Source organism: Bacteroides caecimuris (assembly GCF_001688725.2).
Classification (GTDB): domain Bacteria; phylum Bacteroidota; class Bacteroidia; order Bacteroidales; family Bacteroidaceae; genus Bacteroides; species Bacteroides caecimuris.
Genome location: NZ_CP015401.2, coordinates 3,481,941 through 3,495,181, shown reverse-complemented (window position 1 = coordinate 3,495,181; position 13,241 = coordinate 3,481,941). Strand labels below are relative to the sequence as shown.

5 protein-coding genes, 2 tRNA genes and 1 rRNA gene are annotated in these 13,241 nt (G+C 43.1%); all 8 read left to right on the top strand.

All coding sequences use genetic code 11. From position 1 onward, the window contains the following. Nucleotides 1–2 precede the first annotated feature (2 nt). Nucleotides 3–2,066, top strand: a complete 2,064-nt coding sequence (locus tag A4V03_RS15130; RefSeq protein WP_084081161.1) for a DUF5125 domain-containing protein — start codon at nucleotides 3–5, stop codon at nucleotides 2,064–2,066. A 105-nt stretch (nucleotides 2,067–2,171) separates the two neighbouring features. After that, on the top strand, nucleotides 2,172–4,415 hold the full coding sequence (bglX, locus tag A4V03_RS15125) for a beta-glucosidase BglX (protein ID WP_065539505.1): 2,244 nt from the start codon (nucleotides 2,172–2,174) through the stop codon (nucleotides 4,413–4,415). Between the two features lie 23 nt (nucleotides 4,416–4,438). Next, on the top strand, nucleotides 4,439–5,413 hold the full coding sequence (locus A4V03_RS15120) for a glycoside hydrolase family 43 protein (RefSeq protein WP_065540455.1): 975 nt from the start codon (nucleotides 4,439–4,441) through the stop codon (nucleotides 5,411–5,413). Between the two features lie 33 nt (nucleotides 5,414–5,446). Further along, nucleotides 5,447–7,450: a hypothetical protein gene (locus tag A4V03_RS15115; RefSeq protein WP_065540454.1), complete on the top strand. Its 2,004-nt coding sequence runs from the start codon at nucleotides 5,447–5,449 to the stop codon at nucleotides 7,448–7,450. 228 nt (nucleotides 7,451–7,678) lie between these two features. Further along, the gene (locus A4V03_RS15110) at nucleotides 7,679–9,673 is read left to right on the top strand and encodes a glycoside hydrolase family 97 protein (protein ID WP_065539504.1); all 1,995 of its coding nucleotides are present in this window, start codon (nucleotides 7,679–7,681) and stop codon (nucleotides 9,671–9,673) included. Between the two features lie 1,555 nt (nucleotides 9,674–11,228). Continuing rightward, nucleotides 11,229–12,757: ribosomal RNA gene (locus A4V03_RS15090) — 16S ribosomal RNA — on the top strand. Between the two features lie 162 nt (nucleotides 12,758–12,919). After that, nucleotides 12,920–12,993, top strand: a tRNA-Ile gene (locus A4V03_RS15085). Nucleotides 12,994–13,008: 15 nt separating this feature from the next. Further along, nucleotides 13,009–13,082, top strand: a tRNA-Ala gene (locus A4V03_RS15080). Nucleotides 13,083–13,241 lie beyond the last annotated feature (159 nt).

Here is a 13,241-nt window from a genome sequence, read left to right as displayed (position 1 = left end):
ATATGATGAAGAACTATTATATTGCAATATCATTACTTATTTCAGCCATTGTTGTATCTTGTACGGACAGCGTAGAGAAATATGATAACTGGCCTGAATGGAAAACACAAGACCCGGTCACAGTAGCCGGAGAAGAAATGACAGAGACGTATTATACCAATTATGTAGGGAAAAAACGTCAGTTGACACAGGATGCAGAAGTCGATTTCACCGGATTCGAGGCGCTGGAGTTTGCCTTGCAGCCTCAATTCTGGGAGTTTAAGTCCGATACAAAAGCACGTTTTAAAGGTGAGACAGGAGAATATGATTTGATTTATGATGCAACTAATGAGTTGTTGTATGTAGAACAAACGGATAAAAAATTCCCCGACGCTCTCTACCTGATAGGTGCTAACCTGGGACATGCGGGAGCTGGCAAAGTTATTTCAGCTACATGGGATAGTATGCATGCAACACCGGATAATGGAATGACTTGCCGCCGTGTATCAGACAAAGTGTTTGAAATATCACTCTATTTGGGAGAGAATTTTGCTTTTAAACTTTTCAAACATCATGGTTGGGGAACTCATGAGGAGATTGAAATCTGGGCAGAAGATTTAACTTTAGATAATCCGACTTTAGTTCAGGGAACCGAGGATTTTGTACCGGGACCATTGTTTCAACCTGGCATATATAATCTGAAAATAGATATGAATGCCAATACTTTCTCTATGCAACCGCAGAATGGACAATCTGCCGATATAAATTTTGCAGTTAATGGTAAGGAAATGGGTATCATGCCCGGAGTTGCTTCTTGTTTGGGAGTGGCACTGGAATTAAAAACAGGAGATGTTTTGACTTTTGAGAATTTTGGTGATATCAGCGAAATGATTCAGCCCGATTTCTTTGAAAATGCTACTGAAGACCAAGCTGCTTTCCGAGGGATGGCTGGAACATATAATTTGTATTATGATTTAGGCAATAGATTGATTTATGTTGAGAATAGCCAATCGGATTATTCTGATGCTTTGTGGACTTGTGGAAGCGGATATGGCCATCCGGCTGCTGAAAGAGTAACGGTTCATGGTTGGCAATTTAATACTGGTGATTCTTATCAGTGTGTGAAAGTTGATGAGGGTGTTTTCGAAACAACATTATTTCTGGATAATGATTTTCATCTGAAGTTTTTTAAGAAGCGTGGTGACTGGGGTACAGGCATTGGTACCCAGACGCTCGATCCGTTACCAGCTAATCTGCTGGACAAGCATTATCAAGTTGATAATTTGAGTAGCATAGGAAATGGACATTTTACTGGTGACCTGATTCCTGGTAAAGATTTTACTCCCGGAGTATATCGCCTTCGCATTGATATGAACAAAGGGGTAATCGCGGCGGTCAATAAGATGAATGAAGATGATATTAAATCATTAGAATTCAAGGTAAATGGGCAACTGATGCAGCGAAGTGAAACGCCTGATTTCTTGGAAGTGGAGCTTGAATTGACACAGGGACAAGAGGTTGCATTTGAAGGATTTTCCTACTTACAATATATGCTTCAACCGGAATTTTTCGAATGGGCTGACGGGCAGTATAAGTTTAGGGCTGTAAGCGGGACTTATCGTATCAGTTATCGTTCGGATAGAGATTTTATTTATGTGGAGAGAACAGACAAAACAAGTTATCCTGATGCGATGTGGCTTACCGGAAATGGCTTTGGACATCCAAAGACAGATGGGAATGTTTGGGAATATTTGAGTGTAGACAATTGGGGATTTGCTACTCCCGGGCAATATCTTTGTTGTGCCAAAACAGGTGAAGGGATATTTGAAACAACATTCTATTTTCATGCCTTTTGGGGAGCTGTGTCTTTCTATCTGGCAAAAGACAACTGGAATCGTGTTTTCAATTCTTCCGAAGTAGAAATTGTTTCCCTAGACGGCTCATTTGGGCGTGCAAATGGATATGAAGCTGATGGAGGGAACAAGGAAAATTTTGGAGCTACAAAAAATAATATCGATAAACAATATGGGGTATATCGTTTGAAATGGGATATGAATACAAATACGTGTACCTTTACAAGGCTCTAATGTCGAATTTTGTATATAGAGATTTGGCAATAAAATAAAGTTTGTATAAACGCGCTTCGTTTCCAAGGAGGCGGAGCGCGTTTTTTTTAATTTATATTCTCAATAATGAAACGACTAACCATTATTACTCTATTCAGTGCAAGTCTTGCACTTGTGTCTTGTTCTCAAAAAACAGCCGACGAACGATTCATTGACAATTTAATGTCTCAAATGACTCTTAACGAGAAATTAGGGCAACTCAATCTACCGGTGGGCGGTGATATTGTTTCGGGAACAGTAAAAGGAACTGAATTAGACAGCCTAATCCTTTCGGGGAAAATAGGTGGATTCTTCAATATAAAAGGGGTAGAAGAAATTTCCCGTCTTCAACATCTTGCTGTCGAACAAGGACCACATGGAATTCCGCTACTGGTTGGTGCCGATGTAGTGCACGGCTATGAAACAATCTTTCCGATACCATTGGCGCTATCTTGTTCGTGGGATAGCACCGCAGTGGAGCAAATGGCCAGGATATCAGCCATTGAAGCAACCGCTGACGGAGTAAATTGGAATTACAGCCCTATGGTCGACATTTGCCGTGACCCACGTTGGGGGCGTATTGCCGAAGGTTCAGGAGAAGACCCTTATCTGGGTAGCGTAATGGCACGTGCCTATATTCGGGGATACCAAGGGGATGATATGACAAACGACTCTACTCTAATGGCTTGTGTCAAGCATTTTGCCTTGTACGGAGCTGCTGAAGGTGGGCGTGACTATAACGCAGTAGATATGAGTCGTGAAAATATGTTCAACTACTATCTGCCACCTTTCCATGCAGCCATTAAACAAGGTGTTGGCAGCCTTATGACATCATTCAACCTTATTAACGGCCAGCATGCCACATCATCGGGATGGCTTGTTAATGATGTACTGCGTAGCGATTGGGCATTCAACGGGCTTGTTGTCACTGATTACGGTTCAGTGCCTGAGGTAGCGACAATGGGGTGTGCATCTGAAAATGATGCAGCAGTCGTAACTATTAAGGCCGGTACTGATATGGATATGGTGTCGGGGCTATTTGTCAATACGCTTGAAGATGCTCTCCACCGTGGTGCAATCACCGAAAAAATGATTGATGACGCATGCCGCCGGGTACTGCGGGCCAAGCAACAACTCGGATTATTCGACAATCCGTATAAATATTGCAATAGAGAGAGAGTGAAAAATGATATTTTCAACACAGCCCACCGTGAGGTTGCACAACAAATTGCAACAGAAACATTTGTATTATTGAAAAATCAGGATGAGCTTTTACCTCTCAAACAAAAAGGTAAAATTGCACTAATTGGTCCATTGGCTGATGCCGGAAATAATATGTGCGGATGCTGGAGTATGTTGTGTAACGACCAATTGCATAAATCACTTCTCCAAGCCATGCAGGAGACCGTGGACGGTTCGGCCGAAATCCTATATGCCCAAGGTTGCAATATCTATTATGATGAAACCGTTCAGCAGAATGCCATGGGATTACGACCGATAGGACGTGGAGATGACAGCCGGCTACATCGCGAAGCACTTGAAGTAGCAGCCAAAGCTGATGTTATTGTCGCAGCAATGGGCGAATGTGCAGATATGAGCGGGGAATCTGCTTCGCGTGCAGATATAACCATACCAGACACTCAGCGTGACTTGTTGCGCAAGCTCGTTGCTACAGGAAAATCGGTCGTTCTGCTTTTATTCACCGGTCGCCCGCTTGTTCTGGATTGGGAGAGTGACCACATACCGGCAATATTGAATGTGTGGTTTGGCGGTTCGGAGGCAGGAGAAGCTATCGCAGATGTGATTTTCGGAAAGAAGAACCCAAGCGGCAAACTGACTGTAACCTTTCCACGTGCTGTCGGACAAATCCCTGTATATTACAATCACCTTATGTCCAGTCATCCCGACCCGCAAGATGGTGTATTCAATCGTTATTGCAGCAATTATATAGATATAAGCAATGAACCGCTGTACCCATTCGGATATGGCTTAAGCTATACCACATTCAAATATGGAGCAGTAGAAATGGAGGGTAATGAAGTTTGTGTAAACATAACCAATACAGGGACAGTTGAAGGGACTGAAATTGCACAACTTTATATTCGGGATAAGGTAGCACAGATTGCCCGTCCGGTAAAAGAGCTGAAAGCTTATCAGCGCATCACACTGAAACCGGGCGAAACACAACAAATCACTTTCAGCATCACGCCTGATATACTTGGATATTATAATGCGAATTCGGATTATGTATGTGATTCCGGGATATTTGAAATAATGGTCGGTCCTGACAGTAGAATGCTTCAAACCTTAGAATATGTATTTAATCAGTAAAAAACAGTTCCACCATAATGATTATGAAACATTTATTGAGTCTTTTGATTTTTTGCAGTTCGGTGTGTTCGATATATGCTCTGAACATTGACGATATCAATATTCGTGATCCGTTTATTCTCAATGACGGAAACAGATACTACATGTACTGTACCAAAGACACATTGGATGCCAACGGCTGTATCCGAGGTGGTGTGGTGGTTTATACCAGCACAAACCTTAAAGAATGGAAGGGGCCGTCACGTGTACTGACAATCCCGGACAGTAATGCTCTCAAAGGTTCGGTATGGGCTCCGGAAGTGCATAAATATAAAGGTCGCTATTACCTTTTTGCCACAATAACTAGCGATTTGAAATGGAAAAAGAGTACGGAAGGATGGCCGGAATACACATTTCGCGGCACACAAGTTTTTCATTCCGATTCTCCTTACGGACCATTTGTCCCGTTCGGGAAATATCCGCATACACAGCTTGATTATATGGCTCTTGACGGAACGTTATGGGTTGAGAACAACGTTCCTTACATGGTGTATTGCCACGAATGGGTGCAATTACATGGCGACGGTACTATGGAACTTGTTGAACTTAGTGAGGACCTTTCCCAAACCATAGGGACACCGATGGTTTTATTTAATGGCTCAGCTCCGGAATGGTCTGATGGTTTAATGATATCACAGGGGTTACCTAAAGGTTATATTACAGACGGTTGTTACCTATACCGGACTAAAACAGGACGTCTGCTGATGATTTGGTCGAGTTTCAACCATGGCAATTATGCTATAGGCATATCGGAATCCATTACCGGCTCGGTCAAAGGACCTTGGAAACATCAAGATATACCGCTGTTTCCGGACAACGGCGGGCATGGCATGATTTTCAAAACAACAGATGGCCAACTGTGCCTGGTTCTTCACCAGCCCAACAACCCGTCAGGGGCTGAACGGGCACGTATCTTCTATCTAGAAGATTGTGGCAACACTCTAAAACTAAAGAAATAATAACTTGTCAGATAAAAAATGAATATAATGATTATGCAAAAGAAAACATGGATTGCGGTGCTGGCTACTTTGTTCGGCATGAATTTTTTGAATGCTGGTGAAACTGGAAGATGGACTATTGTTTCACCCGATAGTATTTGCTGGAAAGTGAATGGCGCTCATCATGACCATATTGAAATGAGCGGACTGAAAGTATCTACAGTGTTGCGTTATGGTGTGAATGAAACAGGCGAGTGGGTGATTGACAGGAATATAGTCTTACCGACTTTCCGTACTATCCCTAATGATACCCACGCTAGTTTGCAGCATCGTTTCAATGGCGACTGGGCATATCTGTGTCTTGTAAATGGACAGCCATTACTGGGAGAGAAGGTAGAAACTGTATCTTTGAGTGGGGTGATGACTGTAAAGAGTATATATTCCGATAAAGGTATTGCACTGACACGTACGCTTTTTCCTTCTACCTCGTATCCGGTTTTCTGTGAAAAGTACGAGTTGGAGAATGTAACGGATCGTTCCTTGACAGTGGAATTTCCTTCGAATAGCCTTTCTTATCGTACTGATGAAGCAAGAGGAGTAGAAGGTAGCTATACATTAACAGCCACTCTTTCGTCTCCTGCAAAAGAAGGCGTTTGCCAATTGAAGGCAGGTGAGAGGGCTTGTTTCCAAGTTCTTTATGCAGGATACAAAAAGAATGACTGGGAGTTGGCACTGGATGTTGAGAAAGAACTTATGGCACGACGGGAATTCTTGCGGCAAGTGCAGAGTAACTTGGTGCTCGAAACTCCGAGTGATGTAATCAATACTATGTTCTCGTTTGCCAAGATACGCGGTTCGGAAAGTATATTTGATACAAAGGGCGGATATATGCAAAGCCCTGGTGGAGAAGCTTATTACGCAGGTATTTGGGCGAATGACCAGGCAGAATACATCAATCCGTTTTTTCCTTATTTGGGCTATCCGGCAGGAAACCGTTCGGCAATGAATTCATTCAGTTTGTTTATGCGCTACATGAATGACGAGTATAAACCTTTGCCTTCTTCTATAATTGCAGAAGGGATAGATTGTTTTGGTGTGGCAGGTGATCGTGGAGATGTGGCAATGGTTGGTTATGGTGCGGCGCGTTATGCTCTGGCGTCCGGTAACCGCCACGAGGCGGAAAAGTTGTGGCCGCTGATTGAATGGTGTTTGGAATACTGCAACCGGAAGCTGAACGCTGAAGGGGTAGTGGAATCGGACTCTGACGAACTGGAAAACCGCTTCCCTTCCGGGAAAGCTAATTTGTGTACTTCTTCATTGTATTATGACGCTTTGATTTCGGCTACTTATTTGGGGAAAGCACTGAAAAAAGATCGTGAGCAGATAAAATCCTACCGGGATAAAGCTACTGAACTTTATAAGAATATGGATGCATATTTTGCCTGGAATGTGGAAGGATATGAAACGTATCGTTACTATGATGGTAATGATGTGCTTCGTTCCTGGATTTGCATTCCGTTGACTATGGGAATTTATGACCGTGCTGAAGGTACTGTCTCAGCGTTGTTTTCAGATAAATTGTGGATGGAGAATGGACTGCTCACGCAGTCGGGCACTTCTACTTATTGGGATCGTTCTACCCTCTATGCTTTTCGGGGAGCCTACGCTTGTGGTGCCCGGGAGATAGCTACTGAATATTTGGAGAAATATTCTGCAACTCGCTTGCTGGGCGACCATGTCCCTTATGCGGTAGAAGCATGGCCGGAAGGAAACCAACGCCATCTGTCGACAGAAAGTGCTTTATATTGTCGTATTATGACGGAAGGTTTGTTTGGCATACGCCCTATTGCGTTGAATGCTTTCAAACTGACACCGCAACTTCCGGAAGGTTGGAATACAATGTCTTTGAAACGCATTTGTGCATTTGGCGCAACATTTGATATTGAAGTGAAACGCAATAAAGGCAACGCATTACAGGTTCTGATAAAAAAGGATAATAATATTATAGAAAAATACAAGGTTGAGAATGGGAAGTCAATCGAAGTGCGTATTAAATGAACAAAAATTACTTGTCTTTGGTATCCAGAACCGCAAACATCCATCGGATAGAAGGTGATGGTGAACTGATAGTCGTTGCCTTTGACAGTTGATTTGACGTGGAAGATATATCGGAAATAATGCCGATCTTTTTTGCCTTTGTTTTTAGTTTTCATATAGGTTACTATAATATATTATTTTATTTTTGCGTCGTTCTTTTATAATTTGATAACTACTATAATTAAAACCATGAAAAAACTGAAGATTTTATTATTCTTGTGTGTTGTCGCATGTACGCTTACGGTACAGGCGCAAAAACAATTTACTTTGAACTCTCCGGATGGAAAGCTTCAAACAACGATTACCGTAGGTGACAAGTTGACTTATGAAATCTGCTGTAACGGACGGCAGATTCTTGCTCCTTCTCCAATTTCGATGACATTGGATAACGGAGAAGTCTGGGGAGAGAAAGCAAAGTTGTCCGGCACTTCCGGGAAAAAAGTCGATCAGATGATCCCTTCTCCTTTCTATCGTGCCAGTGAATTAAGAGACCACTATAACGAGTTGACTCTTCGGTTTAAAAAAGACTGGAATGTAGAGTTTCGTGCATACAACGATGGTATTGCTTACCGCTTTGTCAGCCGTTCGAAGAAACCTTTCAATGTAGTAGATGAAACAGTAGATTATCGTTTTCCATCCGATATGGTAGCTTCCGTACCTTATGTAAAAACGGGAAAGGACGGTGATTATGACTCTCAATATTTCAATTCCTTCGAAAATACTTATACTACCGATCCATTATCGAAGCTGAATAAAAAACGTTTGATGTTTTTGCCATTAGTCGTAGATGCCGGCGAAGGCGTTAAGATTTGTATCACAGAATCCGATTTGGAGAATTATCCCGGTCTCTATTTGTCTGCTGCTGAAGGAGACAACCGATTGACGGGACGTTTCGCTCCATACCCCAAGAAGATGGTGCAAGGCGGACACAATCGGCTTCAGATGTTGGTGAAAGAGCATGAAGCTTACATTGCCAAAGTAGATAAACCCCGGAATTTCCCGTGGCGCATGAGCATTGTTACCACTTCCGATAAGGATTTGGCAGCAAGCAACTTGAGCTATTTATTGGCTGCCCCTTCCCGTCTGACGGATCTTTCATGGATCAAACCCGGCAAAGTAGCATGGGACTGGTGGAATGACTGGAATTTGGATGGTGTTGATTTTGTGACCGGAGTCAATAATCCGACTTATAAAGCCTACATTGATTTTGCTTCTGCAAACGGCATTGAGTATGTGATACTTGACGAAGGTTGGGCGGTAAATCTGCAAGCGGATTTGATGCAAGTGGTGAAAGAGATTAATCTGAAAGAATTGGTAGATTATGCAGCCACCAAAAATGTAGGCATCATTCTTTGGGCTGGTTATTATGCTTTCGAACGTGATATGGAGAACGTTTGCCGTTATTATGCCGACATGGGAGTAAAAGGTTTTAAGGTCGACTTTATGGATCGTGACGATCAGCTTATGACTGCGTTCAATTATCGGGCTGCCGCAATGTGTGCTAAATACAAACTGATCCTCGACTTGCACGGAACGCACAAACCAGCCGGTTTGAATCGTACCTATCCGAATGTGTTGAACTTTGAAGGTGTCCATGGTTTGGAACAGATGAAATGGAGTCCGGCTTCAGTGGATCAGGTGAAGTATGACGTGATGATTCCTTTCATTCGTCAGGTATCCGGTCCGATGGACTACACTCAAGGAGCGATGCGGAATGCTTCGAAAGGTAATTATTACCCTTGCAATACTGAACCGATGAGCCAAGGAACCCGTTGCCGGCAACTTGCTCTGTATGTTGTATTCGAATCTCCTTTCAATATGTTGTGTGATACGCCGAGCAACTATATGCGCGAACCGGAATCAACAGGATTTATTGCTGATGTTCCGACAGTGTGGGATGAAAGTATCGTGCTTGATGGTAAGATGGGAGAGTATATCGTGACAGCACGCCGGAGTGGAAATGTCTGGTATATAGGTGGAATTACCAATTGGACGGCACGTGACATCGAAGTGGATTGCTCTTTCCTGGGTGATAAGACGTATGACGCCACATTGTTTAAAGATGGAGCAAATGCTCACCGGATCGGGCGTGATTATAAATGTGAATCCATCCGGATAAAGAATGACAGTAAGTTGAAGATTCATTTGGCACCCGGAGGTGGTTTTGCTTTGAAGATTAAGTAAACAACCACTTTGCACGCTACATTGTCTATGTCTATTAAATCTTGAAAATAGATTGGACATATCTGTAATAGGTTGGATAAGAATGCGTCCCGAACCTTTATAAACGAAGAATACCCCTCACTACAACTGTTTGTGGTGAGGGGTATTACATTAAAAAGAGAGTTTTAGCACATTCGGCACATTTTTTGTTTCTTCTTCCAATTTGGTATTAAGTTTTTCTCCGTTCATTTAGTAAATTCAGCCAGTGCCTATATTTACTTACTTTCATAAGAAAAGATAAAATTCCTCTTTCGTAATTCTCCCCTAAGTTCATTTTTCTTAATCCTCCCACAGGAATTATTTCCCTTTTTTGCCCTCATGCTCTCACATTTCTCTTCAATCCCTTTATTCATCGTGCTTTCCGCTATTAGGGCAAGTATGATAGCATAGTGAGGGCAGGCGTTTGCTCTCACTATCCGAATTTCCTTTTTTTTGATTCAATCCATTGATTGATAATGATATATCTGCTTTTTGCACCTCTGCAAGCACTCCTCTGTTTTTGGGGCATTTCGCGTTTTTTTTATCGCTTGAATGCCTGATATATGCCTCAATTGCCGGCTTTTGCCAAGTATAGTTATATCGTATCCGCCCTCTTCCTTTTGCTTGTTTCCATATACCGTGTATCAGTCCCACATATTGTGGGAAAAGTTTCCCGGGCGCTTGGGAAAATATTCCCTATTAATAGGGAACAAATTCCCATAATATGCGGGAATACTTTCCCACAATATGTGGGACCACCGGAACTAACGGATCTCTTCAATCAACAATCCGTTGTCTAATCTACCTTTTTTCTCTTGTTTATCCCTTTCGCTCTATTCTTTTCATGTGTGCGATTCTTCGCATGCGCACGCGCGTACCCGCATGCAATATAATAATGTTCATTTCCTTTACCGTTTCCTCCCCAATCCTTTTATGATAAAGAAAACATGTTCTACAACATCATTCTCTTTCAGCACTTTAGCAAAATCCTTCAAAAAAACTTCGAAAAAAGATCCTGATATATTTGGAGTATATGTAAAAAGGGCCTACTTTTGCACCCGCTTTCCAAGAGAAGAAAGCCTTGTAAGATTGACTTAGTGAGAAAGCGCGTCTTGGTCTTCAACATAAGAACAAAAAAAACTTCGAAAAAGTTTTGGAAGATATAAAATAAAGTTCTTATCTTTGCAGTCCGATTCGTAAAGAAAGCGTCCTTTGTTTCTTTTCTTTTATACATTCTTTCCCTTTCGCAAAGAGAGCCTGAGAAATGAGTAAAAAGAAAAAATGAAAAAAACTTCCGAAAAAGTTTGGCGGTTAAAAATAAAGCGCTTACCTTTGCACCCGCTTTTGAAACGAAAGCGACAAGTTCTTTGAAATATTGATAAACAATACAAGTAGTACAAGTAAAAAAATAGAACCGTCAATACTTGTCTTAATGCAGCAATGTATTATGAGACACAGGTACTTGAAAAGAGTCAATGAATTTACGGCGTCCTGAACAGAGCAAAAGACATCCTAACGGATGATTAAAGATACTTTTACAATGAAGAGTTTGATCCTGGCTCAGGATGAACGCTAGCTACAGGCTTAACACATGCAAGTCGAGGGGCAGCATGGGAGTTTGCTTGCAAACTTCCGATGGCGACCGGCGCACGGGTGAGTAACACGTATCCAACCTGCCGATAACTCGGGGATAGCCTTTCGAAAGAAAGATTAATATCCGATAGCATATCAAGATCGCATGATCTTGATATTAAAGAATTTCGGTTATCGATGGGGATGCGTTCCATTAGTTAGTTGGCGGGGTAACGGCCCACCAAGACGACGATGGATAGGGGTTCTGAGAGGAAGGTCCCCCACATTGGAACTGAGACACGGTCCAAACTCCTACGGGAGGCAGCAGTGAGGAATATTGGTCAATGGACGAGAGTCTGAACCAGCCAAGTAGCGTGAAGGATGACTGCCCTATGGGTTGTAAACTTCTTTTATATGGGAATAAAACAGGGTATGCATACCCTCTTGTATGTACCATATGAATAAGGATCGGCTAACTCCGTGCCAGCAGCCGCGGTAATACGGAGGATCCGAGCGTTATCCGGATTTATTGGGTTTAAAGGGAGCGTAGGTGGATTGTTAAGTCAGTTGTGAAAGTTTGCGGCTCAACCGTAAAATTGCAGTTGAAACTGGCAGTCTTGAGTACAGTAGAGGTGGGCGGAATTCGTGGTGTAGCGGTGAAATGCTTAGATATCACGAAGAACTCCGATTGCGAAGGCAGCTCACTGGACTGCAACTGACACTGATGCTCGAAAGTGTGGGTATCAAACAGGATTAGATACCCTGGTAGTCCACACAGTAAACGATGAATACTCGCTGTTTGCGATATACGGTAAGCGGCCAAGCGAAAGCATTAAGTATTCCACCTGGGGAGTACGCCGGCAACGGTGAAACTCAAAGGAATTGACGGGGGCCCGCACAAGCGGAGGAACATGTGGTTTAATTCGATGATACGCGAGGAACCTTACCCGGGCTTAAATTGCACCTGAATAACGTGGAGACATGTTAGCCGCAAGGCAGGTGTGAAGGTGCTGCATGGTTGTCGTCAGCTCGTGCCGTGAGGTGTCGGCTTAAGTGCCATAACGAGCGCAACCCTTATCTTTAGTTACTAACAGGTTCTGCTGAGGACTCTAGAGAGACTGCCGTCGTAAGATGTGAGGAAGGTGGGGATGACGTCAAATCAGCACGGCCCTTACGTCCGGGGCTACACACGTGTTACAATGGGGGGTACAGAAGGCAGCTACCTGGCGACAGGATGCTAATCCCCAAAACCTCTCTCAGTTCGGATCGAAGTCTGCAACCCGACTTCGTGAAGCTGGATTCGCTAGTAATCGCGCATCAGCCATGGCGCGGTGAATACGTTCCCGGGCCTTGTACACACCGCCCGTCAAGCCATGAAAGCCGGGGGTACCTGAAGTACGTAACCGCGAGGAGCGTCCTAGGGTAAAACTGGTAATTGGGGCTAAGTCGTAACAAGGTAGCCGTACCGGAAGGTGCGGCTGGAACACCTCCTTTCTGGAGAGATGCCGTAATGATGGCTTTTTCAAGGTTCTGTTTTTGTACTACTGGTACTTGTTTATTTATAAGATATAGATCAACCATCTATAGAAGTATAGATAGAGATAAACAAGAGAAACAAGAAGCCGAGTCTAACGCACAGGTAGACAAGGTTGAACTAGTCCTATAGCTCAGTTGGTTAGAGCGCTACACTGATAATGTAGAGGTCGGCAGTTCAACTCTGCCTGGGACTACTCCGAAACTCTTTTGGGGGATTAGCTCAGCTGGCTAGAGCATCTGCCTTGCACGCAGAGGGTCAACGGTTCGAATCCGTTATTCTCCACAGTCTCTGAAAAGAGAAACGATCTTTGACATGATGTACAAGAAGTAAAATAAAAAGTAAGAGCTAAAAGTATATATCAAACCGTACGTGTCCGGGTATGCAATATTGGCGGCCGGAAGCGATTCCACACCAATACCAATACACGGACAGAACGTTTGA

Coding starts and splice junctions, on each gene's coding strand:
- A4V03_RS15130 (WP_084081161.1), top strand. CDS start 3: ATGATGAAGAACTATTATATTGCAATATCATTACTTATTTCAGCCATT.
- bglX (WP_065539505.1), top strand. CDS start 2,172: ATGAAACGACTAACCATTATTACTCTATTCAGTGCAAGTCTTGCACTT.
- A4V03_RS15115 (WP_065540454.1), top strand. CDS start 5,447: ATGCAAAAGAAAACATGGATTGCGGTGCTGGCTACTTTGTTCGGCATG.
- A4V03_RS15120 (WP_065540455.1), top strand. CDS start 4,439: ATGAAACATTTATTGAGTCTTTTGATTTTTTGCAGTTCGGTGTGTTCG.
- A4V03_RS15110 (WP_065539504.1), top strand. CDS start 7,679: ATGAAAAAACTGAAGATTTTATTATTCTTGTGTGTTGTCGCATGTACG.